Here is a 25,491-nt window from a genome sequence, read left to right as displayed (position 1 = left end):
CCGCCGGCTGCCACGCGAGTCGTCTCGGCCGCGTTTGACCGCATCTTGGCGGAAAAATACTGTCCACCTCATGCAGCACCGAAGCGATCCCGATAGGCGCTGGGCGTAATTCCCAGCTGCCTTTGGAACGCGCGGTGCAAAGAGTGGTGACTGCCGAAGCCCGAGCGTTCGGCGATGCGCGGCAGGGACCAGTCGGAAGTTTCCAGAAGCGCTTTCGCCCGTTCGACCCGGGCGGCTTCCACGAATTGCACCGGAGTGCTGCCGGTTTCCTTGCGGAACGAGCGCGAGAAAGTCCGCTCACTCATCCCTGCGCGGGCTGCAAGAGCGGGAGCGGAAAGATCTCCGACCGGATTCTCGACGATCTCATCGAGCAGCCTGCGCAGGCGCGGCGTGGCATTGACCTGTGTCGTCAGAACCGGGCTGAACTGCGACTGCCCGCCCGGTCTGCGCATGAACAACACCAGTTGCCGAGCGACGGATAACGCTGTTTGCGCTCCGCAATCGGATTCAACAAGCGTTAGGCATAAATCGATCCCCGTCGTGACGCCTGCCGAAGTATATGTCGGTGGCTCCGCGACAAATATGGCATCAGGTTCGACATGGACCTGGGGGCGAAGCTGCTTCAGGAGGCCGACGGAATTCCAGTGCGTGGTTGCGCGCTTTCCGTCGAGGAATCCACCAGCGGCAAGCACGAAAGCGCCGGTGCAAACACTCACGAGACGACGGGTTTTGGAGCGGCGCGACGTCAGCCATTCGACCAATGCTGTGCCGAAGATGGCGTCGCGCAGTCCTTCCTCGCTGCCGCCGGCCACAATGATCGTATCGATCGCATCCGGCAGCTCGTCCAGTGCGACGGCATCCCCCAATTGCAATCCGCCGGCTGAGCTGCATTTCACCCGGCCTCCGGCCGGAGACGCCAATGTAACCGCATAGTGCGGCGCAGATTCTGGCAGATAGAGATTCGCTGTGGCGAAAACCTCCATGGGACCGACCACATCCATGGCCTGCACCCCGTTATATCCAACCACGACAATCCGTCTCGTCTTCCCAGTCATTGGCGTAAAATGCGATGGAATTGACATTTCCGCCATACCTTCCGACCGCTATTCGTCGGCGGTTCCATCAAGCGCGGACATTGCCATGCGCCGTTTTACGACAATTCTCGTCATCGTCCTTCTGGCCGTTCCCTGCATGTCTGGCATGGGAAGTGCCGTGGCCGCCGATGTGGGCTCCGTTCATCTGCCGCTCGTGAAGGCTGGTCGAGAACGGCCGCTCGTTGCCATCGTGGCCGACAACGGAGGGACCGAGACGACCGATCTCATTGTGCCCTATAGTGTGTTGAAGATGGCTGATGTCGCAGACGTCGTCATCGTCTCGATCCATCCCGGTCCGGTCAGCTTGATGCCCGCGCTCAAGATCCAGGCGGATAAGACCATGCTTGCCTTTGATGCGGCTCACCCCGATGGCGCGGACATCGTGATCGTGCCGGCGATGCATGACAGCGGGAACGAAGCCGTCATCGCGTGGGTACGACATCAATCCGGCAAGAGAGCGGTCGTCGTGTCCATCTGCGAAGGCGCATGGATAGCCGCCCGCGCCGGTCTCCTCGATGGCAGGGCGGCGACCACTCATTGGTATGCGTTCGACAAGATCGCAAGCGCTTTTCCCAAGACGCGGTGGCTTCGCGATCAACGCTATGTTTTCGACCGTGGCGTCATGACCACGACCGGCGTTACCGCTTCGATTCCCGCGAGTCTTGCTCTCGTCGAGGCCCTGGCGGGACGCTCGAAGGCGAAAGCGACAGCGGCCAAACTCGGTGTGGAGAACTGGACTGCGGCTCATGAATCCGCGCCGTTTCGTTTGACGGCATGGGGCATGTGGCTCGTTGCCCGCAATTTCCTGTCATTCTGGAAACACGAGACCCTGGCGATCCCGGTCATGGACGGCTTCGACGAGATTGCGCTTGCTCTCAGTGCCGACGCTTGGTCGAGGACATACCGCTCGCAAGCAATCGCCACGTCGGCGAAGGGCCCCGTTGCATCACGGTACGGTCTTGTCTTGATACCGGATCGGGCGACGGATACGGGCACTGTCCAGCTTACTCTTAACGGAACAACGGGCTCGGCGCATGCTCTCGACCGCACCCTCAAGGAGATGGCGGCTCGCTACGGCGATGCAACCGCCGACCTGGTCGCGCTGCAACTGGAATATGTGCGATAGAACCAACGCGATCACACGTGGCGCGGGCAAGCAAAGCCGTGAAGCGATACGCGGACAGGCAAAATACTGAAACCAAAATGCGCGGTGCCGACAATGCGATCACCGAATTCGCCTATCCTGAGATGATGGTCGATGCCTGTTATGGCGATCCTCAGTTCGCCTTCTCGATCAGACTTTCCAGTAGCCGCTTCAAGTCCGCAGTGGCCTTGTTGCCATAATTCTCGGCGATATGGGCTTCCTGGCTCTGCGCCAGCGAATTGAGGCGCTGGGTCAGGGTTTTGCCGCGATCGGAGATAAACATCAGCACCTTGCGGCGATCGTCGGGGTCTTGCACCCGATAGACGAGGGCGTCGGACACCATCCGGTCGATCATCTTGGTGAGGGTCGGATGGTTGAGCAGCACGGCTTCAGCGAGATCGCCCATCGAATGGCCTTGGCCGTCCGACAGGATCTTGAGGATGCGCCACTGCTCTACTGGCACACCTTCTTTCTTGAAGCGTGCGTCGAGCTGGCGATTTATCTCGCGATTGGCCTGCGCAAGCAGATAAGCGAGATGCTCGGTAATGGGCGTCGAGGGCAACCTGGCCACGGGTTCGTGCTTTGCTTGGAAACGGGTTGAAGTTTAAGCGACGATGCCCGAACTCTATGCACGGGAATCGTTGAAATTTCAATATTTTCCGATACGATATTTTTTCGTGTCTTTTTTCCGCTCGCCGTGCCGACAACGATAAGAATTGATCATGCCGAAAGGAGAGCCGCATGCTCTCGTCTGTGCAGACCGGACTGACAGGTGCTCCTTCGCCCGCGTGGCTGTTCAGAGGCGCGGGAGGCGGCGACGACGGTCTCCATGATCGTGTGGATGGCTTCCTGCGCCGCCGCGATGCGAGCAAATTACGGGTCGTCAATTTCATCGGGCTGACCGGGCCGGCGGGCATTTGGGGACTTGCCGGCACCAACAGCATGTTGCTGGCGGCATCTGAGATCAATCGTCGTGGCGGAATTCTGGGGCGCGAGATCGAACCCGTTTTCTATGATGCCGGCGGCGATATCGACGCTATCGCGGGAACGGCGCGCGAGATCGTCGCGTGCAGCGAAGCCGATATCATCATGGGCTCGCACATCAGCGCCGTGCGCATCGCGCTGCGCAAGGCGATCGGCAGTCGTATCCCCTATATCTATACGCCCGTCTATGAGGGGGGCGAGCGGACCCCTGGTGTCATGGCGATCGGCGAAACACCGCGCGACCAGTCCAAACCCGCGATCCAGTGGCTGGCGGAGCGCAAGAAGGCGCAACGTTGGTACTTGATCGGCAGTGACTATGTCTGGCCGTGGCTCGCCCATAAAGCCACCAAGAAATATATCGCCGAGGCTGGCGGTCAGGTGGTCGGCGAGGAATTCGTCGCCATGGGTGAGCACGACCATTCCGCAGCTATCGACCGGATTCGTGCGGCTCGCCCCGATGTCGTCGTTATTTCGCTGATCGGCACCGACAGTATCGTGTTCAACCGCGCTTTCGCCGAACATGGACTGATGTCGAAGATGCTGCGCCTCGCCGGTGCGATGGATGAGACCTTGTTGCTCGGCATCGGCGCCAATAATTCCGAAAATCTCTATTGTTCGTCGGGCTATTTCATCGAGCGTGGATCGGCGGCGAACGATGCCTTTCGCGCGCAGTATGAGGCGATGTTCGGACGATGTTCGCCGTCGCCGGGCTCGGTCGCACAGTCGAATTATGAAGGACTGCGATTTCTCGAAGCCGTGGCGGCCAAGGCGGGCAGTATCGGTGTCAGGCCGCTGTTGCAGGCGGCGTCCTGCAGCAGCTATCGGGGGGCGCGGGGCGAGGTCGTGATGACGGCGGGCCGCGCAAAAATGCCGATCTATCTCGCTGAGGCCGATGGTCTCGATTTCAGACTTATCGAGACATTCTAGCGGCCAGCAGCCCTGTTCGGCGCATGATCTCAAAATAATACTTGAAAAAGAAAATATTTCCGTTTCCTATGATGTGCGTGGAGCGACATCGTCGTCGCTTCCTTCGATGCGGCCGCAGCAGCGGACGTTTCGTCGGACATCGTGAAGATTAGGAGACCGCGTCGTGGCCGTTGCACTTCCCACCCCCGATCAGATTCTCGCCGTCGCCGATCAGTGCGGACTCGCGCTGTCAGATGATGACGTCACCTCGTTCCGAGCGTTGATGCAGCCGTCGGTCGACGCCTATAACGCCGTCGCAGCGATGCCGGATGAAGTGCCGGAGGTGAAGTATCCGCGTACGCCGGGCTATCAGCCGTCGCCAGAAGAGAACAAGCGCAATGCCTGGTACCGCAAGACGGTGGTGAAGGGAGCTTTCAGCGGCAAATTGAAGGGCAGGACCGTCGCGCTGAAGGACAATATCATGCTGGCCGGCGTGCCGATGATGAATGGCTCTTCCACGCTGGAGGGCTATGTGCCGGATTTCGACGCTACCATCGTGACGCGCATGCTCGATGCCGGTGCGGATATCGTCGGCAAGGTGCATTGCGAGCATTTCTGCATGTCGGGCGGAAGCCACACCAATTCGACGGGGCCGGTGCATAATCCGCACAAGATGGGGTATTCGGCCGGCGGATCGTCGTCGGGGAGCGCTGTCGTGGTCGCGCTGGGGGAGGCCGACATGGCGATCGGCGGCGATCAGGGCGGCTCGATCCGCATGCCGTCATCCTTCAGTGGCACCTATGGCATGAAGCCGACCTGGGGCCTCGTGCCTTATACTGGCATCATGCCGATCGAAATTTATGTCGATCACACCGGCCCGATGACGTCGAATGTCGCCGACAATGCCCTGCTGCTCGAAGTGCTCGCAGGTGATGACGGCTATGACCCGCGCATCAAGGCGCCGGTGGTGCAGGATTACACCAAAGCCCTCGGCGGCGGCGTGCGTGGCATGAAGATTGCCGTTGTGAGAGAGGGTTTTGCGCAGCCGGGTGCCGAAACGGCCGTGAATGAGAGTGTAAGGGAGGCTGCGAAGCGCCTCGCCAGTCTTGGCGCGGAGGTCGAGGAAATTTCGATTCCGATGCATTTGACCGCAGCGTCCGTTTGGATGCCGATCGGCACCGAAGGTATGACGCAGACCATGATGTATGGCGACGGTTACGGACTCAGCCGCAGCGATCTCTATGCCACCTCACTGATGGATGCCCATCGCGGCTGGCGCGGACAGGCGGACTCGCTGTCGGAGACGACGAAGCTGATGCTTCTGTTCGGCACCTACATCAACAACACCTTCGGCTCGCGTTTCTATGGCAAGGCGCTCAACATTTCGCGCCGCGTGACGGCGGCTTACGATCGGGCATTGGCCAAATACGACCTGCTGCTGATGCCCACCACACCGATGAAGGCGACCAAGCTGCCGGAGTCGGGCGCACCGCGCGAGGAGATCATCGGTCGTGCTTTCGAGATGATCACAAACACATCTCCATTCGACATTTCGCATCATCCGGCCATGTCGCTGCCCTGTGGCATGGTGGAGGGCCTGCCGGTGGGCCTGATGTTGGTGGGCAAGCATTTCGACGAGATGACGATCTACCGTGCAGCCCACGCCTTCGAACAGGCGGGCGACTGGAAGTCCATGTGAAGTGGATGTGCGGAGCACGGCGGTGGTGATCGCGCATGGATAGTCTGGTGATGGCGAGCTTCGAGATCGCCAGTTTCGGGGCAATCGTGGTGCTTGTGGTGCTCGGGCTCGGCATCATCGCCAGCATGATGGGAATCTTCAACTTCGCGCAGGGCGAGTTCGTCCTGCTTGGTGCCTATGTCACCTATATCGTCCATGCCGCCGGGGCGCCGGTCTGGCTCGGCATGCTGGCCGCGCCATTCGCGGTCGGCGCGCTGGGCTTCGTGCTCGAACGCTTGATCGTGCGGCGCTTCTATGCCGCGCCGATTGTGGCGATGCTCGGCACTTATGCGCTCGGCCTCATCATCCGCGAGGTTGTGCGCGGCTTGATCGGTGGCCTGTATCTTTCGGTGCCGGAGCCGATCGGTGGTTCGGTGACCATCGGCAACATGCATTTCTCCACTTGGCGGCTGGTGATCATTATTGTCACTGCGCTGGTCATGCTGGGCAGTTACCTTCTGCTCGCCAAGACGGCGTTTGGCTTGCGTATCCGCGCATCGCTGGAAAATCCGTCACTGGCCCGTGCCTCCGGCATTTCCACCAATGCGATCTACGGTTCCACTTTCGCTTTCGGTGCCGCGCTTGCAGGGCTCGCTGGTGCGTTGATCGTACCGGTATTCACGCTGTTCGCTGATCTCGGTCTCCGTTTTCTGATCCAGGGCTTTGTCGCCGTTATGGTCGGTGGCATCGGCTCCTTCGCCGGACCAGTGGCCGGGGCCGGCGTCATCGGCACGCTGAGTGCGGCGCTGCCATGGATCATCTCACCGGTCATCGCCGACGTGGCGGTATTCGTGCTCGCTATCATCTTCATCAAATTCCGGCCGCAGGGCCTCGTTGCAGGAAAAGGGGTATAATCCATGTCGCGCGACCACAGCCATCTCACGCGTCGGCGTTTTCTAGGCAACTTCGCCTTCGCTTCGACTGCTATCGCCACTGGCATTGGCAGCTGGGTTATTCCTGCGGACTGGGCCAACGCCGCGGCCGGTCCGATCAAGGTCGGTATCGGTACGGATCTCACTGGCCCGATGGGCTATGCCGGGAACGCCGATGCCAATGTCGCCAGAATGGTGGTCAAGCAAATCAACGACGCCGGTGGCCTCCTCGGGCGTCCGCTCGAACTGTATATCGAGGACACCGCTTCGAATGAATCCGTTGCCGTCGGGAATGTGCGCAAGCTGATCCAGCGCGAGAAGGTCGACCTCGTGCTTGGCGGGATCACCTCGTCGATGCGCAATGCCATCAAGGACGTCATCGTTTCCCGCGGCAAAACACTTTACATCTATCCGCAGCTCTATGAGGGCAAGGAATGCACGCCCTATCTGTTCTGCACCGGTCCGACACCGGCGCAGCAATGCGATGAGTTCATCCCCTGGCTGATCAAGAACGGTGGCAAGCGGTTTGCGCTGCCGAGCGCCAATTATGTCTGGCCGCATACGTTGAACGTTTATGCACGGAAGGTGATCGAGGCCAATGGGGGGGAAGTGGTGTTCGAGGAGTACTACCCGCTCGACCAGATCGATTTCTCGTCCACCGTGAACCGCATCATCTCCAACAAAGTCGATGTGGTCTTCAACACCATCATCCCGCCGGGCGTCGGCCCATTCTTCAAGCAGTTGTCGGAGGCAGGGTTCCTCAAGAATGGCGGCCGGCTGGCTTGTGTCTACTATGACGAGAATACCTTGAGTATCAATCAGCCTGCAGAAATCGAGGGGCTGGCGAGCTGTCTCGATTACTTCAAGGCGCTGACGCCCGAGCAACCTTTCAGTGCCAAGCTGCAGGATGCCTATGAAAAGCAGTTTCCCGGCAACTTTCTGTTCGCCGCGGGCAGTGCTGCCACGGGGACTTATCGCGGCCTGAAGCTGTGGGAGGCGGCGGTGAAGGAAGCGGGGAGTGTCGAGCGCGACGCGGTGGCGAAGGCGCTCGATCATGCCAAGATCGCCGAAGGACCGGGCGGGCCTGCGGAGATGGTGCCCGGCAAGCGGCACTGTAAGATGAACATGTACACGGCGGTGGCGAAGGGCGGGAAGTACGACATCGTGGCGCGCAGCAGCGGTCTCGTCGATCCGAAAGAATGCTGAAATCCGTTCCATGACCGAGATGACACAATTCTCCGCAGCTTCGGCGGCGCGTTCTGCAGATGCATTGCGGCGATGGGCAGTGCTGCCGATCCTGGAACTCGCGGTCCTTGCGATCGGGCTGGTGTTGCCGTCCCTGCTGCAGGACTATCTCACCGTCTATGCCACGCGGGTGCTGATCCTTTGCCTGTTCGCGCTGTCCTTCGATCTCGTCTGGGGCTATGCGGGCATCATGAGCTTCGGACAGGCCGCGTTCTTCGGCTTGGCCGGCTATGGTGTGGCCTTGCTGGCGCGCGATCTCGGCGTCACCTCCATGCTGCTGGTGCTGCCGGCGGGCATCCTGATCGGCTTTGCCTTCGCGCTCCTGCTCGGTGGTTTCCTGTTGCTCGGCCGGCATCCCGCGAGTGTGATCTTCGTCGCGCTTGGCACGTTGACAGGTTCCTATGCGTGCGATCGCCTGGCGCGAGGTTGGTACTATCTCGGCGGACAGAACGGTATTCCGTCCATCCCACCGATGACCATCGGCAGTTGTGACCTCACTGAGGGCGCGGCCTATTACTACGTTGCCCTTGGATTCCTTGTCGTCGTCTATCTGGTCTGTCGTTTTTTGATGCGGTCGCAGTTCGGATTGGCCCTGGCCGGCTTGCGCGAGAATGAACAGCGTATCGCTTTTTTCGGCTACAACGTGCAGCACCTGAAGGCAATCATCTTTTCGCTGGCTGGTGCCATCGCCGGGCTCGCGGGCAGCCTTTATGCCTTCCATGAAGGCTTCGTCTGGCCGAACATGCTTGGCGTCGTGATCTCCACGCAGGTGGTGCTCTACGTGCTCTTCGGTGGCTCCGGCACGCTGATCGGCGCCGTCATCGGCACGATCGTCATCGAAGCGATCAGTTTTTGGCTCTCCAACAGCTATCAGGACATCTGGCCGATCATTCTTGGCGTGCTGTTATTGCTGGTCATCCTGTTTCGACCGGCCGGCCTCGTCAGCCTCGTTCTCCCTGAACGCGAGCGCGTCGGCAGTTTTGGCCGGCCGCCGGGGAAAGGCTGACCATGGCACTGCTCGAAGCAAGGGACGTGGTGAAGGTCTTCGGCAAGCTCACGGCGCTGAACGGTGCCGCCCTCACCGTTGCCGAGAACGAATTTCACGGCCTCATCGGGCCGAATGGCTCCGGCAAAAGCACGCTGATGAAATGTATCGCCGGCGCCGAAGTGCCGACGCAGGGGAGCGTCACTTTTGTCGGCAACGACATCACTCAGGCGTCGCCGGCCGAACGTGCACGCGCCGGCATGAGCCTCAAATTTCAGATCACCAGCGTGCTGCCGGCCTTGACGCTCTACGACAATATCCTGCTGGCGCTCCAGGCGCAGACGTCGCTGTGGCAACTGGCATTATCCCGGACGCGCGGTGTGTTGCACGACAAGGTCATGGCGATGCTGGAGCAATTCCGGCTTGCCGATCGTGCGCTGGAGCCAGCAGCTGCGCTGTCGCACGGCCAGCAACAATGGCTGGAGATCGCCATGGCGCTCGCGCCGGAGCCGAAGCTTCTGCTGCTCGACGAACCCACCGGCGGCATGAGCCTGGAGGAGCGCCGCGTGACCGGCGAGCTGCTGCAGCCGATCAAGGCGCGCTGCTCGCTGGTCATCGTCGAGCACGATCTCGATTTCATCCGTGACATCTGCGACCGGCTGACGGTGCTCGACCAGGGACAGATCTTGCAGACGGGATCGGTCCAGCACGTGCAGTCCTGTCCCCGTGTTCAGGAGGTTTATCTCCGCCGTGCCTGACGACAAGTTCCTCGATATTCAAAATCTCGACGCCGGCTATGGCCGCAGCCAGGTGCTGTTCGGCGTGAATCTCAGCGTCCCGTGGCGTGGCGGTGTCGCCATTCTGGGACGCAATGGCGCAGGCAAGACCACGCTGATGAAGGCCATCGCTGGCGAACTGCCGGTGCTCGGTGGTGCGATCCGTTTCGACGGGCGCGATATGGGCGCATTGCCAACCGAGCAGCGCATCCGCCGTGGCATCGGCTATGTGCCGCAGGAGCATGCGGTCTTCGCCAAGCTGTCGGTGCGCGACAATCTCGCAGTCGGCGCGCTGACCAATCGGGACAGTCAAGCCATCGATCGTGTGCTGGAGATTTTTCCGAAGCTCGGCCAGCGGCTCGACCAGTTTGCAGGGACGTTGTCGGGCGGAGAGCGCAAGATGCTGGCGATCGGTCGCGCCATGCTGTCCGATCCGAAGATTTTGTTGCTGGACGAGCCGACCGAGGGGGTCTGGATCGGTGTCATCGAGGAGATCACCGAGCGGCTGCAGGCACTATCGAAGGAAATCGCCGTGGTGATCGTGGAGCAACATCTTGATCTCGCGCTCCGTGTTGCATCGCGAGCTTATGTGCTCGAACGGGGCACAGTTGCCATGACCGGGGACGCCGCCGCGATCCGCGAAGATCCACGGTTATTCCAGTTTCTGGCGCCCTAGCTGTCGGCTTCGAGAAGTATTTCGATCTTGAAAGAATGCGTCCGGGACGCGATGCCATCAAAGCAGACATTGCTCGAGACTCCGATCCGTCTTCGACGATCGTGCCATCGTGGTTTGCTTTGCTGGAGCGCAGGAGCCTGCTACGCGATGTCACTGGCGCCAGAATGCGGGCGCCGCCTTGAAGCGTCGCCATCTCTTGCGCAGCGTTTTCGTGGCCGCCATCCCGTCGCGGGTCTGCCAGCCGGTCGCCGTACCGACGGCGAGATCGAGCGCGGTGTGCTCGTCTTGCTGGATGGAGCCGAGCAGTCTGCGGATACTTGCGATGTCGCATATGCGTCCTAGGTTCTTTTGAAGTCTGGCGAGCCGGGCTACATAGCGCTTGACAGGTGCATGGTGGGCATAAAGCGGTGAGAAGAACTCCGTCGCATAGCGCAACTTCTTGAGCTCGATCCTGAGATCGTGCAGCGCAGCGATGTCGAGGTGACGAAAGTGTGTGCCACGCTTGAGCGCCTTCCGTCGCAGCCGCGAGAGAATTCTGTCGGCGAGCGGAGGCATGGGCTGTGACAGGGCGGCCAGCGCATCGGCATCGATATCGCTGCGCCAGCTGCGGCGCTCGATACAGTCTCCCAGAGTAAGTAGAAAACGGTTATAGCGCCGACCGTCGAGAACCGACTGCAGCCGGCCATGGCTCGCCATGCGCTGCTGCTCGATGGCTTCGCTCAAGCCGGCGAAATCGACCTCCGGCGTCGTTGTCGCGACGCGAGAAGCGATCATGGTTGCGCATACGTCCCAATCGCGCGTCGGGCCGAGCTGTCGCATCAGCCATTTTGCTTCGCTGTTGATGGTTTCGAACGCGTGCGACGGAATCTTGTGCCGAAACAGCGTGCATATCGTGCGAAGACGGCGCAGGGCGATGCGCATCTGATGTACGCTTTCGGGAGCGAATGCCTGTTCTGCCACCGCATGGTTGCTCAAGAGATGATGCCAGCAGGCTCCCATCAGCAGCGTAACGACGTCGTCGACTGTGTGGTCGACGGAGATGTTGACCGGGGCGGCGTCCTTCGCCCGCGGCATGGCGTCGAACGCCAGCGCATAGCCGCGTTCCGCCTTGCTTTGTGTGCCGACCTGCAGTGGCGCAGCGTCGAGCAGTTGCGTTCCGAGGTCGAACAGCGCGGCGGCGTTACCGCTCTTCAATTCGAGTTCGATTTCGGACAGGGGCTGCTGGCGCGTACCCGCCTCGATCGTGCCGACATCGAAAGCAATCTCGACGGACGCATCGGGCAGATCGAGTTGCCTGATGTGGCGGCGAACCCGTGTCGCAAACGCAGGCACGAGCGCGTCGGGTGTAAGTGTCGCCACCGAACCGCCGATCTCGGGAAGCTGCGCCAGGTCAGGCGTCATGCCCTCAACCGGCACTTCCCACTGCCGTCGCGCCAACGGTTCTTGGATGTCCGGCGGAAGCTTCAGAGTCTGAACAAAATGCTTGCCGCTGCGACGTACGCGCAGCGACATGCCGCGTTGGAACAACGCGCCGTCGGCGGTGTCGTAATAAACGGTCTCCAGCCGGCGGACGCCGCCACGATTGCGCGCATGCTGCACGATGACGGGCGTCTCGAACAGCTTTTCTAGGACCTCCTGGGGCGCGAGTAGCTTGAGTTCGATTTCCGCTTGTTCGCCCGAGCCTATGGCAGTGACCACGCCAGCAGGATCGGGTTCGATTGGCTGCCGGAGATTCAACGGGGTACTCCATCGGACAGGCGCATGAACAATCTATTCCAAGAGACGTCACTTCGAAGGGGCTCTGATCACGTCGCCGGCTGCGATTACAAATGTATCGATCGTAATCAGCACCGTCTCACGGCTGTTCGCGTGGTCCGAACGCCCGCTTCGGACAGGCAGAAGCTGCTTCAGGCGGCGGTTTTGATGTGCTTTTCGTTCGGTGGTCTGACCGGGGTCTGCGCTACAGAGCTGATCGGTACCTGAGACCGGCAGCCATCGGATGGCTTGTCATCGAAGGCGTGACTTCTGATCGTCTCGAGCACCAGAAAAAACTTCTCGGCAAGCATGGCGGTAACCTCGCTGCGATTGTCTCCGTCCCCTGGTCGAGTCCACTTGACGAAAATTCAATCACTTACCGCAGGCCGCCGCAATTCAATTCGTAACAAGATCGGGCCGGAGTCTGAACAACTCCGGCCCGATCCGCTTGGTATTTGAGCCAGTCTTAGCCGAACTGGTTCATCGTGTTGTGCTCACCGCCGGCTTTCAGCGCTGCGGCGCCGGCGAAGTATTCCTTGTGCTCGTCGCCGATGTCAGAGCCGGCCATGTTCTGGTGCTTGACGCAGGCGATGCCTTGGCGGATCTCTTGGCGCTGCACGCCCTTGACATAGCCGAGCATGCCCTGCTCGCCGAAATATTCCTTGGCGAGGTTGTCGGTGGACAGCGCGGCCGTGTGGTAGGTCGGCAGCGTGATCAGGTGGTGGAAGATGCCGGCGCGCTTCGCCGAATCCGCCTGGAAGGTGCGGATCAGCTCGTCGGCCTGCTTTGCCAGTTCGGTATCGTCATATTCCGCCTTCATCAACTCGGCGCGGTTGTACTTGCTGACATCCTTGCCGGCGGCCTTCATTTCGTCAAACACCTGCCAGCGGAAGTTCAGCGTCCAGTTGAAGGACGGCGAGTTGTTGTAGGCCAGCTTCGCATTCGGCACGACTTCGCGGATTCGGTCGACCATCTTGGCGATCTGTTCGACATTCGGGCGCTCGGTCTCGATCCAGAGCAGGTCGGCGCCGTTCTGCAGCGAGGTGATGCAGTCGAGCACGACGCGATCTTCGCCGGTGCCTGGACGGAACTGGTAGAGATTGCTCGGCAGGCGCTTCGGGCGCATCAGCTTGCCATTGCGGGTGATGACGACATCGCCATTGCCGATGTTCGACGCATCGACTTCCTCGCAATCCAGGAAGCTGTTGTACTGGTCGCCGAGATCGCCGGGCTTGTGGCTGACGGCGATCTGCTGCGTCAGGCCGGCGCCGAGCGAGTCGGTGCGGGTGACGACGATGCCGTCTTCGACGCCGAGTTCGAGGAAGGCATGGCGGCAGGCGCGGATCTTCGCGAGGAAGACTTCATGCGGCACGGTGACCTTGCCGTCCTGATGGCCGCACTGCTTCTCGTCCGAGACCTGGTTCTCGATCTGCAGCGCGCAGGCGCCGGCCTCGATCATCTTCTTGGCAAGCAGATAGGTCGCTTCCGCATTGCCGAAGCCCGCATCGATATCGGCGATGACAGGGACGACATGGGTCTGGAAATTATCGACCTTGGCGATCAGGTCGGCTTCCTTCGCCTTGTCGCCGGCCTTGCGGGCAGCATCGATGGCACGGAAAGTGTCGTTGAGCTCGCGCGAGTCCGCCTGACGCAGGAAGGTGTAGAGTTCTTCGATCAGCGCGGGCACCGAGGTCTTCTCGTGCATGGACTGGTCCGGCAGCGGGCCGAATTCGGAACGAAGCGCCGCGATCATCCAGCCGGAGAGATAGAGATAGGTGCGGTCGGTGGTGCCGAAGTGCTTCTTTACCGAGATCAGCTTCTGCTGCGCGATGAAGCCATGCCAGCAGCCGAGCGACTGGGTGTACTTGGTCGCGTCATTGTCATAGCGGGCCATGTCGGCGCGCATCTGCGCCGCGGTGTAGCGGGCGATGTCGAGGCCGGTCTTGAAGCGGTTCTGCAGGCGCATGCGCGCGACCGCTTCGGCGCCGACGCCGTTCCAGGTCGGCTGCGTCTTGAGCAGCGCCGCCGCCGCCTCGACCTCGCTCGCATAGGAGCCGGGGCCCTGGATGATCTGGTCGCTGATGCCGCGTGGCTGGAAGTTCATGGTGCCGTTCCCTCTTGTTCTCGACGAAATGTCTAACGTCGGTTGTAAGCACGGGATCGCTGGCGGCCAGACGAAACGCGGATAACTTGTCATACTTTACAAATAATGATTGTAATCTTGTAAAGAGATGACTCGACTGTTATCACCCGTGACAGCGAATGATCCAGTAGCCACCGCCCTGCCGGCGTTTACTGGATCGCCCGGTCAAGCCGGGGGATGACAAGAGTTGTTGCCGCGAGGCGTGACGGAGTAGGTGAAATGGCGCCATCCGGAGGTCGTTCGGTCTTTATCGGCCCGCGTCTGCGGCGTCTGCGGCGCGATCTCGGCCTGACTCAGGCCGATATGGCCGCGGATCTGGAGATTTCGGCGCCTTATGTTGCGCTGCTCGAGCGCAACCAGCGGCCGATGACGGCTGACATGCTGCTCCGTCTCGCGCGGACCTACACCATCGATCTCGCCGATCTCGCCGGCGATGGCGGCGCGGATTCGACGGCGCGGCTGCAGTCGATCCTCAAGGAGCCGATGTTCTCCGACATCGACATTCCCTCGCTCGAAATCAGCGATCTCGCCGTTTCCTATCCCGGCATGGCCGAGGCCTTTCTGCGCCTCTACACGGCCTATCGCGAGGAGCAGCTTGCGCTCGCCGAACGCCGCGGGCCCGCGCCGGCCGGTGGCGCGACGGAGGAGGGCGCTGGCTACGACGCCAACGATCCCGTCGCCGAAGTCCGTCGTTTCCTCGCTGCCCGCAAGAACAACTTTGCAGCGATCGACGATGCCGCCGAACGCCTCGCGCAGGCGACGTCGGGCGCGAGCGGGTTCATCGAGCGACTGAAGACGCGTCACAAGCTGCAGGTGCGCTACATGCCGCCGGATGTCATGCTCGGCTCCGTGCGGCGTCTCGATCTGCATCGCCGGCAATTGCTGCTGGAAGACTCGCTCGACACCGCCAGCCTCAATTTCCAGCTTGCGCAGCAGCTCGCCTATCTCGAACTCGGCAACGAGATCAATACGGCGCTGGAAGACAGCAAGTTTACCAGCAAGAGCGCCGAACTCCTCGCGCGGCGCGCGCTTGCGGGCTACGCGGCCGCAGCGACCGTAATGCCCTATGCGGCCTTTGCGCGTGCCGCGGAAACGCGCCGCTACGATCTCGAAGCACTCGCGCGCCAGTTCGGCGTGAGTTTCGAACAATGCGCCCATCGTGTCACCACGCTGCAGCGGCCGGGTGCGGAGAAGGTGCCGTTCTTTCTCATTCGCGTCGATCCTGCCGGCAATGTCTCGAAGCTGCTCGATGGCGCCGGCTTTCCGTTCGCCAAACATGGCGGCGCGTGTCCGTTGTGGTCCGTACACAACGTCTTCCGCACACCGCGCGAACTGGTGACGCAGTGGCTGGAATTGCCTGACGGTCAGCGTTTCTTTTCCATTGCACGCACGGTGACGGCGGGGGGCGGTTCGTTCGGTGCGCAGAGGATCGAGCGCGCGATCGCGGTCGGCTGTGCGGCCGAGCATGCGAGCCAGTTGATCTATACGCGCGATGGTGCCGGTCCGCGTGCGGATGCGCCGACGCCGGTGGGCGTGGCGTGCCGCGTCTGCCATCGTCCACGTTGTACCGCTCGCTCGGCGCTTCCCATCGGTCGCGAACTCCTGCCCGACGATTTCAGAACGCTCAGTGTGCCGTTCGGATTTTCAGCGGAGTGATGCAGCTTTGCGCTTTGCGTTGCAGAGGCGATTGGTGCAGCATCTTCCCAGTGTCCCGGACGCAGTGCGGCATTCTTATGCCGCCCCGCAGAGCCGGGACCGTATCAAACTCCGAGACCGACACGATCCCGGCTCTGCGAAGCAGCACTGGCGACGAAGCTTCGCTTCGCCTGGGGTGCTGCACCGCGTCCGGGAAACGATTGGTCGGCCAACATCAGTGAGACCCTTCATGAGCCCGCGCACCCGCCTCGACGAACTCCATGCCGAAATGACTGCCTGGCGGCGGGATTTCCATGCCCACCCGGAAATCGGTTTCGAGGAAGAGCGCACCAGCGAGATCGTGGCAAAGCGCCTGGCGGAATGGGGCATCGAGGTGCATCGCGGCTTCGGCAAGACCGGCTTGGTCGGCGTGATCCGTGGCAAGCACGGCGCTGCCGGCAGCAACCGCGCCATCGGCCTGCGTGCCGATATGGACGCGTTGCCGATGGAGGAGGGCAACGATTTCGCGCATCGCTCGCAAAATCCCGGCCGCATGCATGCCTGCGGCCATGACGGTCACACCACGATGCTGCTCGGCGCCGCCAAATATCTGGCCGAAACGCGCAACTTCGCCGGCACTGTGCATCTGATCTTCCAGCCGGCCGAGGAAGGTCTCGCCGGCGCCAAGGCGATGATGGATGACGGACTGTTCGAACGCTTTCCCTGCGATTCCATCTACGGCATCCACAACAGCCCGGACATGCCGCTCGGCACGGTGAAGGCGCTCACCGGCACGGCGCTGGCGGCGATCGATTACTTCACCGTGACGTTGCGCGGCCGCTCCGCCCATGGCGCGCATCCGCAACAGGGGATCGATACGGTGGCGATGGCGGCGCAGGTGATCAATGCGCTGAACGCGATCCCGTCGCGTCAGATCGATGCGCTGGAATCGGCGATCATCAGCATCGGCCAGATCCATGGCGGCACGTCGAATATCGTGCTGCCGGAGAAGGTGGAGCTGCGTGGCTCGGTGCGCACGTTAAAGCCCGACGTGCGCGACCGCGTCGAGGAACTGTTCAAGCGCGCTGTGACGTTGACCGCGCAGGCCCAGGGCGGCAGCGCCGAGATCGACTACAAGCGTGCCTATCCGCCCACCATCAACACCGCTGAAGAAGCCGCACGTGCCGCTCAAGCCGCCGCAGCCGTGCCGGGCGTCACTGAAGTGCTGCGCGAGGGTAATCCGATTCTCGCCGGTGAAGACTTCGCCTTCATGCTGGAGAAGAACCGCGGCGCCTATCTGATGTTCGGCCAGCGCGGCGCCGACAAGGGCGGCGTGCCCGTGCACAATCCCGGTTACGACTTCAACGACGATCTCCTGCCGATCGGCGCCAGCTATCTCGCTGGCCTGGTGGAGCAGGAACTCGCGTAAGCCCGTTCAGGCCGCGCCGTTTTTCTCGATGGTGCGGCCGACCACACGCAGCAGATCGCTGCGCACGGCCTCGATATGCTGCTCGAGGAAGCCACAGGCTTCCTCGATTTTCCCGTCACGGCACAGGGCGATCAGTTCTGCATGCTCCCGCTCCGCGATGCCCATGGCGGCGACCGTGGAAAGCTGCATCCGTGTATAGCGATCGCTGGTCTGCAACAGCGCCATCACGATGCTTTGGGTGCGTGGCTGCCGCGCATTCACATACATCGCCATGTGAAATTCGGCATTGATCTGCCCCCATTCGCTGCGATTGCCGGCGGCGATCGTGGCTTCGAACCGCTTCTGGATGCCGTCCAGCACGGCAAAATCATCCGCGCGGAAATGCGGCGCAGACTGCGCCAGCATCCGCGGCTCCAGCAGCACGCGCAGGTCGAATACGTCATTGATCTCGTCGAGCGATAGTTCGGAGACGATGGCGCCCTTCTGCGGCACGATCCGTACCAGCCCCTCGGCCTCCAGCTGAAACAGCGCTTCACGAACCGGAATCCGGCTTACGCCATAGGTCTCACCAAGCGCGTCCTGGCGGAGCTGCGAGCCGGCCGGATAGGTGCCGTCAAGGATCGCCTGCCGGAGTTGATCCGTGATCATGGCCGAGAGCGTGCGGTGCTTTAGCGGTGCGCTCATTGATATATCTAGCCTTTTTGCCCGGCGCCCCCGCCGACCCATCAATCTCTTCGCTGCTGCACAAAAACGCTTCAAGCCGGGAATTTGTGCAGACAATCGTTTGACTCGTAAAATGTATAAATTATACGATCTGAGAAATCACCTCACTTTTGTGACATGCGGGGGAGCATTCATGAGTGATCAGACGATGTCATCGGCACGAGAAGTCGGGCTCAGCCATGTGGTGATGGCTGCCTCCCGCGGCCTGCTGGCCGTCGAGCGGCTGGCCATCATGGGGCTGATGTATCTTCTGACGGCGCTGATTCTGGTGAATGTCGTCACCCGCTATGCCCAGTTCCCGATCTACTGGATCGACGAATCCGCGGTCTATTCGGTGGTGTGGCTGACATTCATCGGCGCCTCCGCGATGACGCGGCTGCGGCTTGATTTCGCGGTTACCATGATGACCGAGCGGCTGTCGGCGAACACCCAGAAATTGTTCAAGCTCGTGGCCACCGGCATGGTGATCGTGTTCGCCGTCGGTCTGCTGGTCACCTGCGTGCTGTGGATGGACCCGGTCGGCATTGCCAGTGCCGGCTTCGACGCCAAAAAGTTCGCCGGCGCGACGTTCAATTTCCTCTACACCGAGCGCACCCAGACGCTGAACTGGCCGACCTGGGTGCTGTATCTGATCCTGCCCATCTTCGCGGTGTCGATGACCATCCACGGGACAGCCAACCTGCTCGAGGATATCGGGATGGTTCCCAAGGTCGCGCCCAAAGGCTTCACGCTGTCCGAACTTGACGGGGTGAACTGAGATGATCACTTCGGCGGCGTTCATGATCATCATGCTGGTCGGCGTGCCGATCGGCCTCTGCCTGTGCCTGGCCGGCTTCGTCTACATCATGGCCTCCGGCAATCCGGTGCTTTTCCAATCCTATCCGCTGCAGCTGTTCGGCGGCGTCGACAGCTACGGCCTCATCGCCATTCCGCTGTTCATCCTGATCGGCGAGATCATGAATGGCGGCGGCATCACCCAGCGCATCGTCGATATGGCGATGGCCTTCATCGGCTCGCTGCGCGGCGGTCTCGCTTACGTCAACGTTCTCGCCAACATGTTCATCTCCTCCATTCTCGGCTCGGCCACCGCGCAGGTCGCCATCATGGCGCAGATCATGGTGCCGGAGATGGAGAAGAAGGGCTACGACAAGACCTTCGCTGCGGGTCTCACCGCCTATGGCGGCATGCTCGGTCCGATCATCCCGCCCTCGGTGATGTTTGTCGTCTACAGCGTGCTCGCGCAAGTGTCCGTCAGCGACATGCTGATCGCCGGCATCATTCCCGGCGTGATCCTGACGGTGATGTTCTGCGTTGTCATCGCCATCATGGGCTACATCCATAACTATCCGCGCGCCGAATATCAGACGCCGAAGCAGCGCGTGATGACTATTTTGCGCACCTGTCCGACGCTGCTGATCCCGATCGTCATCGTCGGCTCGATCCTTTCCGGCCTCGCCAACGCCACCGAATCCGCTGCCGTTGGCGCTGTGGCGTCCGCGGTGATCGGTAAGTACTGGACGAAGGAATTCCAGTGGTCGCAGTTGCCGCAGATGATGCTGCGTTCGGGCATCTATTCGGCCATCGTGCTGTTTCTCGTAGCCGCCGCTGCCGTGTTTTCGTGGGTGCTCATCTTCGGCAAGGTGCCGCAGGAAACCGCGGCCTGGATCCAGACGGTGGCGAAGGATCCGATCAGCTTCATGCTGCTGTGTAACATCATCCTGCTGGTCATCGGCACGGTGATCGACGGCGTGCCCGGCCTGATCATGACGGTGCCGATCCTTCTGCCGGTCGCCACCGAGATCTATCACATCGATCCCCGTCAGTTCGGCGTCGTCGTCGTCATCAATCTGGTGCTTGGCTTGTTGTCGCCGCCGGTCGGGCTGTGTTTCTTCGTCGCCGCCGCCGTCACCGGCGCCAAGCCGGGCAAGATGTTCATGGTGACGCTGCCGTTCTTCTTCATCTCCTGCATTCTTCTGATCCTGCTCTCGCTCTATCCGTCGCTGTCTCTCGCCCTCATCAAGTAATTCATATCGTCAAGGAGCATTCGTCATGACCATCTCACGCCGTCGCTTCCTCGCAGCCTCCGCCGCCGCATCTGTATTTGCTCCGTCGCTGTCGCTGGCGCAGGCCAAGGAAATGCGCCTCGGCCTCATCACGCCAAACGGCCATTCCTGGAACAAAGCCGCACTGAAGCTGGCCGACAGGCTGAAGGAAGAGACCAAGGGCCGTCTGACCATGACGGTGTTTCATTCCGGCCAGCTCGGCAACGAAGCGGCGATGATGCAGCAGCTGCAGACCGGTGCGCTCGATATGGGCTTCATCCAGGCTGCCGAGCTCGGTTCGCGCGTACCGCATATCGCCGCGATCAACGCACCCTATATCGTGCGCTCCACCCCGGCGGTGGCGAAGTTCGTGCGCCATCCGGTGGCGGTGAAACTGTTCGACGTGCTGCCGCAGGAGACCGGCACCATCGGTCTCGGCTGGGGCATCACCGGCATGCGCGCGGTGTTCTCGGTGCGCGATCTCAATACGCTCGCCGATATCAAGGGGATGAAGCTGCGCATCAATCCGACGCCGGTCTATCGCGATTTCTATTCGTCGCTCGGCGCCGCGCCGACACCGATCCCGACGCCGCAGGTGTTCGACGCCATGTCGAATGGCCAGGTCGATGGCCTCGAAGCCGATCTGGAATTCTCGTGGAATCAGCGCTTCGACAAGGTGTCGAAGTCGATCCTGCAGATGAACGCCGTCTTCATGCCGATGGCCGCCGTGGTCTCGGGTCGCGTCTGGCAGTCGCTGCCGGCCGCGGACAAGGAGCTGATCACCAAGGCGGTGAAATCCACGCTCGATGCGCAGATCGACGAACTCGCAGGCGGCGAGCCGGCGCTGATCGAGAATTTCAAGGGCACGTCGGTTCCGGTCCGCCAGGTCGCGGCCAAGGACACCGAAGCCGTCATCGCCGAATTCGACAAGCTCTGGCTGCCGAAGGCGCCAGTGCTTGCCGAACTGCGCAAGGTCGGCGCCACGATCTGATTCTCGCTTGAATACTTGTCCCGGACGCGGTGCAGCGCTCTTTGCGCAGCAGGGCGCCCGGGACAAGTAATCAAACCACGCCACTTCAAATGATCGACCAAGCATCACAAGCCGCCGCTCATCCCGCGTCGGCATCACACGGAGTTTTGTCATGAGTCCCCGCATCTCCTGGGAAGGCGTCTTCCCGGCCGTCACCACCCAGTTTCAAGACGATCTGTCGCTCGACATCGATTCCACCGCCAAGGTGATCGATGGTCTGATCCGCGATGGCGTGTCCGGCCTGATCATCTGCGGCTCGGTCGGCGAGAACACCTCGCTCGAGCGCAAGGAAAAGATCGCGATCATGGAAGCGGCCAAGTCGGTTGCAAAAGGGCGCGTGCCGGTGCTGTGCGGCATTGCAGAATTCACCACGGCCTTCGCCGTGGAAACCGCGAAGGAAGCCGCGCGGGTCGGCATCGATGGCATCATGGTGATGCCGGCGCTGGTCTATTCGTCGAAACCGTTCGAGACCGCTGCGCATTTCCGCTCGGTGGCGACGGCGACCGATCTGCCGGTCATGCTCTACAACAACCCGCCGATCTACAAGAACGACGTCACGCCGGACATTCTCGCCACGCTGGCGGATGTCGAGACGGTGGTATGTTTCAAGGATTCCTCCGGCGACACCCGCCGCTTCATCGACACCCGCAACATGGTGGGCGATCGCTTCGTGCTGTTCGCCGGCCTCGACGACGTGATCGTCGAAAGCGTCGCCATGGGCGCGGTCGGTTGGGTATCCGGCATGTCCAATGCGTTTCCGCGCGAAGGCGAAACGCTGTTCCGCCTTGCCAAGGCCGGGCGCTATGCCGAGGCGATGAAGATCTATGAGTGGTTCATGCCGCTGCTGCATCTCGATGCGCGGCCGGATCTCGTCCAGTGCATCAAGCTCTGCGAGAACATCATGGGCCGCGGCACCGCGCTGACCCGTCCGCCGCGTCTTGCATTGCTGCCGCATGAGAAGGCGGACGTCGAAGCCATCATGGCAAAGGCGCTGCGCACACGCCCGATCCTCCCGGATGTCGGCCTCAAGGCGGCCTGAGCGAACCAGGCTGTCTTCACGCAAAACGGCGCGTCACTGGCGCGCCGTTTTTATGTGTCGTTGTCACGTCGCTCGAACATCTCCGCTTCGTCATCGCGATCGCGTTTCGGCGTGGCGATGTCGCCGTCCTCATCGTCGTCATCGACGGGCGTTTTTGGCGGAGCCGGCTTGTCGGATTCGGTCTTCGGCTCGCCGCGGCCGGTTCGTGGTGTCATCGCGCGCTCCCCGCACTCACGTCATGCGAGTGATTGAAGCAGATTTCACCGCAATCGGGCAATCGAGATGCGCAGGGTGCGTAGGATGGGCGGAGCGGAGCGAAACCCATCAGCGGAGCCTTGCTGTAACGACAGAATGACGGGTTTCGCTCCAGCGCGGTGCGCCTGCGCTTGACCCATCCTACAGGTATTATGTCCGGAAACCGCCCTTGCGCTGCTCCGCCAGCCAGGCCGACAGTGCTGGCGACTTCTCGGTCGGCTTGCCGGCCTGGGTCTTGCCGCCCGACGCGGTCCGGCTGGATTTCGCGGCGGTCTTCTTCTTCGGCGCCGTCTGCGGCATCGCGGCTTCGCGCGCCAGGCGCAGCGCCTTCAGGCGTGCCATATTGTCGAGCACGGCCTGCTGGGCGGCGTCACGCTCGGCCTTGGTGGATTTGTTATCGTCTGCGGACATCAACTCGGCTTCGTTTTGGATCTGCGGGTTTGGGTGTCAGCGCTACGGCACAGGGCACGCGTTGCGCGATCGTTGCGCGATTATATAAATGCCCGTGTCCATTCAGCCAACAGCGGATCACGTCGATCGGCCATTTCTGAGGCACGACGCGGAATCCGAAGCGACATCGCCGCAGTTGCGTCGATGCGGCTGCTCTGAGACAATCCGTGCGTCAATCGGACCGTTTTTCTCCCATGCTGCTCACGCTTTTCAACGATGGCGCCGACAATCTGCGCGGACGCGTCATCGCCATTTACGCCATTCTCGTTCCGGCCAATGTGCTGGCCTGGATCTGGGCGCTGGTCGCGTTCCGCGACCAGCCGGTGCTGCTGGGAACCGCGGTTCTGGCCTATACGTTCGGCCTGCGCCATGCCTTCGATGCCGATCACATCGCGGCCATCGACAACATCACTCGAAAACTGATGCAGGCGGGCAAACGACCGATCTCGGTCGGCATGTTCTTCTCGCTCGGCCATTCCACCGTGGTGATCGTGGCTTCGATTTTCGTCGCGCTGGCGGTATCGGCGCTGCAGGAGCGGTTCGACAATTTCAAGGAAGTGGGCGGGTTGATCGGTACCGGCGTTTCGGCCTTTTTCCTGCTGATCGTCGGCATCGCCAATCTCTTCATCCTCGTTGCTGTCTACCGTGTCTTTCGCGCTGTGAAACGCGGCGAGCGCTTCATCGAGGAGGATCTCAATGCCGTGCTGGCCCAGCGCGGCATCATCGGCCGCGCGCTGCGCCGGCTGTTCGGTGTCATCACCAAGAGCTGGCACATGTATCCGCTCGGTATTCTGTTCGGCCTCGGCTTCGATACCGCGACGGAGATCGCCATCCTCGGCATTTCCGCCTCGCAGAGTGCCGAGGGCATGTCGATGTGGTCGATCCTCGTTTTCCCGGCGCTGTTCACGGCGGGCATGTCGTTGGTGGACGCGACGGATTCGATCCTGATGGTGCGCGCTTATGGCTGGGCCTTCGTGAAACCGATCCGCAAGCTCTATTACAACATGATGATCACGGCGGTGTCGGTGATCGTCGCGCTGGTGATCGGCAGCATCGAGGCGCTCGGCCTGATCGGGCGCAAGCTCGATCTCTCCGGCAGCTTCTGGGAAGCCATCGAGGTGCTGAACGAAAATCTCGGCGCGATGGGCTATCTCATCGTCGCCATCTTTATCGTCAGCTGGCTGGTCTCGATGCTGATTTATCGCATCAAGGGTTATGACGACATCGAGGTGCAGGTCGGCAAGGCGTCGTGATGAATTGTGTCCCGGACGCGATGCGGCGCGAAGTGCCCCTTCGCAGAGCCGGGACCGCCACAAGCTCGGAGTTCGGTACGGTCCCGGTTCTGCGAGGCAACGCTGCGCGTTGCATCGCGCCCGGGACAAGTCATGGGGCTGCTACGCCGCCAGCACCGGCCCGCCGGCCTTCTTCCACGCATCGATGCCACCATCGAGATGTGCGGCGTTCTGAATGCCGGCGTCCTGCGCCGCATGCACCGCCATCGCCGAGCGCTCGCCATAGGCGCAGAAAAAAACGAGCCGGCGTCTGCTGGCGTTGGCCACCTCGCGCAGCATGCCGCCGGGCTTGAGGTTGTCCGAAATCGTCGGATAGGGCGCATGCAGCGCGCCGGGCAGCGTTCCGAACTTCGCCCGCTCGCCGCTTTCGCGCAGATCGACCAGCAGCATCTCGGGATCGTCAAGATGCGCGATCGCGTCCCGCGGCGATAGCGCAAGCCCCTGTTGCAGCAGCTCGTCCGGCTTGAGACCCACTTTCATATTGGCGGGGATGACCACGTCCATCAGCTTCGGGTTCGGCAGATTGAGCTTGCTCATCAGTTCGATATATTCGTCGACGGAGTTGACCTGCAGCCGCGGATTGAAGCGCTTTTCCTCGCCGATGGTGGACACCGTGTCGCCTTTGTAATCATGCGCCGGAAACACCATGGTCTCGTCCGGCAGTTTCAGCAGGCGATTGAACAGCGAGTCGTATTGCGCCCGTGCGCTGCCGTTCTGAAAGTCCGTGCGGCCGGTGCCGCGGATCAGCAGCGTATCGCCGGTGAAAACACGATCCTTCATCATGAAGCTGTAGGAGTCGTCGGTGTGGCCCGGCGTGTACATCACGTCCAGGCTGACACCCTCGATCATTACCTTGTCGCCGTCGCTGACGCGCATGGCGACGACATCCGCCTTGCTCTGGTCGCCCATCACCGTGACGCATTGGGTGCGCTCGCGCAGCTCGGCGAGGCCGGTGACGTGATCGGCATGAAGGTGCGTATCGACGGCTTTCACCAGGCGCAGGTCGAGTTCGCGCAGCAATTGGCAGTAGCGATCGACCTTGTCCAGCACGGGATCGAGGATCAACGCTTCGCCGCCGGGCCGGCTGGCGAGGAGATAGCTGTAGGTGCCCGAAACGCTGTCGAAGAGCTGCCGGAAGATCATGCCGTTCACCGTAGTCTGTGGTCGAATATTCCATGTAATCGACAACAGTCAGAATATTACCCTATCAAACGCTTTTTCGGCGAATGTTTTCTGCTGCAGAATTGCTTCCAGACGCCTGGCGACCTAATGCTGCGG

The 25,491-nt window shown here is 61.4% G+C and carries 24 protein-coding genes; 15 read left to right on the top strand and 9 right to left on the bottom strand.

Annotated features, from left to right (window positions below; all coding sequences use genetic code 11):
* Positions 1-68: 68 nt before the first annotated feature.
* A complete protein-coding gene (locus tag E0H22_RS22880; RefSeq protein ID WP_233023250.1) occupies positions 69-1,001 on the bottom strand; it encodes a GlxA family transcriptional regulator in 933 nt (310 codons plus the stop codon).
* Between the two features lie 139 nt (positions 1,002-1,140).
* Between E0H22_RS22880 and E0H22_RS22875 the strand changes: the two genes are divergently transcribed.
* Positions 1,141-2,220 (top strand): DJ-1/PfpI family protein, encoded by a 1,080-nt coding sequence (locus tag E0H22_RS22875; RefSeq protein WP_233023249.1) that lies wholly within the window; start codon positions 1,141-1,143, stop codon positions 2,218-2,220.
* Between the two features lie 151 nt (positions 2,221-2,371).
* Here the strand turns inward: E0H22_RS22875 and E0H22_RS22870 are convergent, their stop codons facing one another.
* Entirely contained in the window at positions 2,372-2,809 is a 438-nt protein-coding gene (locus tag E0H22_RS22870; protein WP_233023248.1) for a MarR family winged helix-turn-helix transcriptional regulator, read from the bottom strand.
* A 170-nt stretch (positions 2,810-2,979) separates the two neighbouring features.
* On the opposite strand from E0H22_RS22870, the gene E0H22_RS22865 reads away from it, so the two are divergent.
* From E0H22_RS22865 to E0H22_RS22835, 7 genes are all read left to right on the top strand, one after another.
* Positions 2,980-4,149 (top strand): substrate-binding domain-containing protein, encoded by a 1,170-nt coding sequence (locus tag E0H22_RS22865; protein ID WP_233023247.1) that lies wholly within the window; start codon positions 2,980-2,982, stop codon positions 4,147-4,149.
* A gap of 163 nt (positions 4,150-4,312) precedes the next feature.
* Positions 4,313-5,827, top strand: coding sequence for an amidase (locus E0H22_RS22860; RefSeq protein ID WP_233023246.1), 1,515 nt, complete (start codon positions 4,313-4,315; stop codon positions 5,825-5,827).
* 35 nt (positions 5,828-5,862) lie between these two features.
* Positions 5,863-6,720 carry a branched-chain amino acid ABC transporter permease gene (locus tag E0H22_RS22855; RefSeq protein WP_233023245.1) on the top strand — a complete coding sequence of 286 codons (858 nt, stop codon included), beginning with the start codon at positions 5,863-5,865 and terminating at the stop codon, positions 6,718-6,720.
* A 3-nt stretch (positions 6,721-6,723) separates the two neighbouring features.
* A complete protein-coding gene (locus E0H22_RS22850) occupies positions 6,724-7,944 on the top strand; it encodes a substrate-binding protein (protein WP_233023244.1) in 1,221 nt (406 codons plus the stop codon).
* A 19-nt stretch (positions 7,945-7,963) separates the two neighbouring features.
* A complete protein-coding gene (locus E0H22_RS22845) occupies positions 7,964-8,989 on the top strand; it encodes a branched-chain amino acid ABC transporter permease (protein WP_233026504.1) in 1,026 nt (341 codons plus the stop codon).
* A 2-nt stretch (positions 8,990-8,991) separates the two neighbouring features.
* A complete protein-coding gene (locus E0H22_RS22840) occupies positions 8,992-9,726 on the top strand; it encodes an ABC transporter ATP-binding protein (RefSeq protein WP_233023243.1) in 735 nt (244 codons plus the stop codon).
* The gene (locus tag E0H22_RS22835; protein WP_233023242.1) at positions 9,719-10,420 is read left to right on the top strand and encodes a branched-chain amino acid ABC transporter ATP-binding protein; all 702 of its coding nucleotides are present in this window, start codon (positions 9,719-9,721) and stop codon (positions 10,418-10,420) included. The genes E0H22_RS22840 and E0H22_RS22835 overlap by 8 nt, the downstream gene beginning before the upstream one ends.
* Positions 10,421-10,570: 150 nt before the next feature.
* On the opposite strand, the gene E0H22_RS22830 is transcribed toward E0H22_RS22835, so the two are convergent.
* The 3 genes from E0H22_RS22830 to E0H22_RS22820 form a co-directional block, all read right to left on the bottom strand.
* Complete coding sequence (locus tag E0H22_RS22830; RefSeq protein ID WP_233023241.1) at positions 10,571-12,157, bottom strand: CYTH and CHAD domain-containing protein; 1,587 nt, start codon at positions 12,155-12,157, stop codon at positions 10,571-10,573.
* Positions 12,158-12,327: 170 nt separating this feature from the next.
* Positions 12,328-12,486 carry a hypothetical protein gene (locus E0H22_RS22825; RefSeq protein WP_233023240.1) on the bottom strand — a complete coding sequence of 53 codons (159 nt, stop codon included), beginning with the start codon at positions 12,484-12,486 and terminating at the stop codon, positions 12,328-12,330.
* 155 nt (positions 12,487-12,641) lie between these two features.
* Positions 12,642-14,279, bottom strand: coding sequence for an isocitrate lyase (locus tag E0H22_RS22820; RefSeq protein ID WP_233023239.1), 1,638 nt, complete (start codon positions 14,277-14,279; stop codon positions 12,642-12,644).
* Positions 14,280-14,537: 258 nt separating this feature from the next.
* Here E0H22_RS22820 and E0H22_RS22815 point away from each other — a divergent pair, with 258 nt between their 5' ends.
* The gene (locus E0H22_RS22815; RefSeq protein WP_233023238.1) at positions 14,538-15,974 is read left to right on the top strand and encodes a helix-turn-helix domain-containing protein; all 1,437 of its coding nucleotides are present in this window, start codon (positions 14,538-14,540) and stop codon (positions 15,972-15,974) included.
* Positions 15,975-16,203: 229 nt separating this feature from the next.
* Positions 16,204-17,382 carry a M20 aminoacylase family protein gene (locus E0H22_RS22810; RefSeq protein WP_233023237.1) on the top strand — a complete coding sequence of 393 codons (1,179 nt, stop codon included), beginning with the start codon at positions 16,204-16,206 and terminating at the stop codon, positions 17,380-17,382.
* Positions 17,383-17,388: 6 nt separating this feature from the next.
* Here E0H22_RS22810 and E0H22_RS22805 read toward each other — a convergent pair whose 3' ends face one another.
* Positions 17,389-18,066 carry a GntR family transcriptional regulator gene (locus E0H22_RS22805; RefSeq protein WP_233023236.1) on the bottom strand — a complete coding sequence of 226 codons (678 nt, stop codon included), beginning with the start codon at positions 18,064-18,066 and terminating at the stop codon, positions 17,389-17,391.
* A gap of 172 nt (positions 18,067-18,238) precedes the next feature.
* Between E0H22_RS22805 and E0H22_RS22800 the strand changes: the two genes are divergently transcribed.
* From E0H22_RS22800 to E0H22_RS22785, 4 genes are all read left to right on the top strand, one after another.
* The gene (locus tag E0H22_RS22800; protein WP_233023235.1) at positions 18,239-18,862 is read left to right on the top strand and encodes a TRAP transporter small permease; all 624 of its coding nucleotides are present in this window, start codon (positions 18,239-18,241) and stop codon (positions 18,860-18,862) included.
* Between the two features lies 1 nt (position 18,863).
* Complete coding sequence (locus E0H22_RS22795; protein WP_233023234.1) at positions 18,864-20,129, top strand: TRAP transporter large permease; 1,266 nt, start codon at positions 18,864-18,866, stop codon at positions 20,127-20,129.
* Between the two features lie 25 nt (positions 20,130-20,154).
* Entirely contained in the window at positions 20,155-21,138 is a 984-nt protein-coding gene (locus E0H22_RS22790) for a TRAP transporter substrate-binding protein (protein ID WP_233023233.1), read from the top strand.
* A 151-nt stretch (positions 21,139-21,289) separates the two neighbouring features.
* The gene (locus E0H22_RS22785; RefSeq protein WP_233023232.1) at positions 21,290-22,216 is read left to right on the top strand and encodes a dihydrodipicolinate synthase family protein; all 927 of its coding nucleotides are present in this window, start codon (positions 21,290-21,292) and stop codon (positions 22,214-22,216) included.
* Between the two features lie 50 nt (positions 22,217-22,266).
* Here E0H22_RS22785 and E0H22_RS22780 read toward each other — a convergent pair whose 3' ends face one another.
* Both E0H22_RS22780 and E0H22_RS22775 read right to left on the bottom strand, forming a co-directional pair.
* A complete protein-coding gene (locus E0H22_RS22780; RefSeq protein WP_233023231.1) occupies positions 22,267-22,431 on the bottom strand; it encodes a hypothetical protein in 165 nt (54 codons plus the stop codon).
* A gap of 190 nt (positions 22,432-22,621) precedes the next feature.
* Positions 22,622-22,882 carry a hypothetical protein gene (locus tag E0H22_RS22775; RefSeq protein WP_233023230.1) on the bottom strand — a complete coding sequence of 87 codons (261 nt, stop codon included), beginning with the start codon at positions 22,880-22,882 and terminating at the stop codon, positions 22,622-22,624.
* A gap of 233 nt (positions 22,883-23,115) precedes the next feature.
* Between E0H22_RS22775 and E0H22_RS22770 the strand changes: the two genes are divergently transcribed.
* Positions 23,116-24,174 (top strand): HoxN/HupN/NixA family nickel/cobalt transporter, encoded by a 1,059-nt coding sequence (locus E0H22_RS22770; RefSeq protein WP_233023229.1) that lies wholly within the window; start codon positions 23,116-23,118, stop codon positions 24,172-24,174.
* 141 nt (positions 24,175-24,315) lie between these two features.
* On the opposite strand, the gene E0H22_RS22765 is transcribed toward E0H22_RS22770, so the two are convergent.
* Entirely contained in the window at positions 24,316-25,356 is a 1,041-nt protein-coding gene (locus E0H22_RS22765) for an MBL fold metallo-hydrolase (RefSeq protein ID WP_233023228.1), read from the bottom strand.
* Positions 25,357-25,491 lie beyond the last annotated feature (135 nt).

Source organism: Rhodopseudomonas boonkerdii (assembly GCF_021184025.1).
Lineage (GTDB): Bacteria > Pseudomonadota > Alphaproteobacteria > Rhizobiales > Xanthobacteraceae > Tardiphaga > Tardiphaga boonkerdii.
The sequence above is the reverse complement of the archived record's forward strand: the minus strand, read 5'-3'. Positions and strand labels throughout refer to the sequence as shown.

Coding starts and splice junctions, on each gene's coding strand:
- E0H22_RS22880 (WP_233023250.1), bottom strand. CDS start 1,001: ATGGATGTGGTCGGTCCCATGGAGGTTTTCGCCACAGCGAATCTCTAT.
- E0H22_RS22875 (WP_233023249.1), top strand. CDS start 1,141: ATGCGCCGTTTTACGACAATTCTCGTCATCGTCCTTCTGGCCGTTCCC.
- E0H22_RS22865 (WP_233023247.1), top strand. CDS start 2,980: ATGCTCTCGTCTGTGCAGACCGGACTGACAGGTGCTCCTTCGCCCGCG.
- E0H22_RS22855 (WP_233023245.1), top strand. CDS start 5,863: ATGGATAGTCTGGTGATGGCGAGCTTCGAGATCGCCAGTTTCGGGGCA.
- E0H22_RS22850 (WP_233023244.1), top strand. CDS start 6,724: ATGTCGCGCGACCACAGCCATCTCACGCGTCGGCGTTTTCTAGGCAAC.
- E0H22_RS22845 (WP_233026504.1), top strand. CDS start 7,964: ATGACACAATTCTCCGCAGCTTCGGCGGCGCGTTCTGCAGATGCATTG.
- E0H22_RS22840 (WP_233023243.1), top strand. CDS start 8,992: ATGGCACTGCTCGAAGCAAGGGACGTGGTGAAGGTCTTCGGCAAGCTC.
- E0H22_RS22825 (WP_233023240.1), bottom strand. CDS start 12,486: ATGCTTGCCGAGAAGTTTTTTCTGGTGCTCGAGACGATCAGAAGTCAC.
- E0H22_RS22820 (WP_233023239.1), bottom strand. CDS start 14,279: ATGAACTTCCAGCCACGCGGCATCAGCGACCAGATCATCCAGGGCCCC.
- E0H22_RS22815 (WP_233023238.1), top strand. CDS start 14,538: ATGGCGCCATCCGGAGGTCGTTCGGTCTTTATCGGCCCGCGTCTGCGG.
- E0H22_RS22810 (WP_233023237.1), top strand. CDS start 16,204: ATGAGCCCGCGCACCCGCCTCGACGAACTCCATGCCGAAATGACTGCC.
- E0H22_RS22805 (WP_233023236.1), bottom strand. CDS start 18,066: ATGAGCGCACCGCTAAAGCACCGCACGCTCTCGGCCATGATCACGGAT.
- E0H22_RS22800 (WP_233023235.1), top strand. CDS start 18,239: ATGAGTGATCAGACGATGTCATCGGCACGAGAAGTCGGGCTCAGCCAT.
- E0H22_RS22795 (WP_233023234.1), top strand. CDS start 18,864: ATGATCACTTCGGCGGCGTTCATGATCATCATGCTGGTCGGCGTGCCG.
- E0H22_RS22790 (WP_233023233.1), top strand. CDS start 20,155: ATGACCATCTCACGCCGTCGCTTCCTCGCAGCCTCCGCCGCCGCATCT.
- E0H22_RS22785 (WP_233023232.1), top strand. CDS start 21,290: ATGAGTCCCCGCATCTCCTGGGAAGGCGTCTTCCCGGCCGTCACCACC.
- E0H22_RS22780 (WP_233023231.1), bottom strand. CDS start 22,431: ATGACACCACGAACCGGCCGCGGCGAGCCGAAGACCGAATCCGACAAG.
- E0H22_RS22775 (WP_233023230.1), bottom strand. CDS start 22,882: ATGTCCGCAGACGATAACAAATCCACCAAGGCCGAGCGTGACGCCGCC.
- E0H22_RS22770 (WP_233023229.1), top strand. CDS start 23,116: ATGCTGCTCACGCTTTTCAACGATGGCGCCGACAATCTGCGCGGACGC.
- E0H22_RS22765 (WP_233023228.1), bottom strand. CDS start 25,356: ATGATCTTCCGGCAGCTCTTCGACAGCGTTTCGGGCACCTACAGCTAT.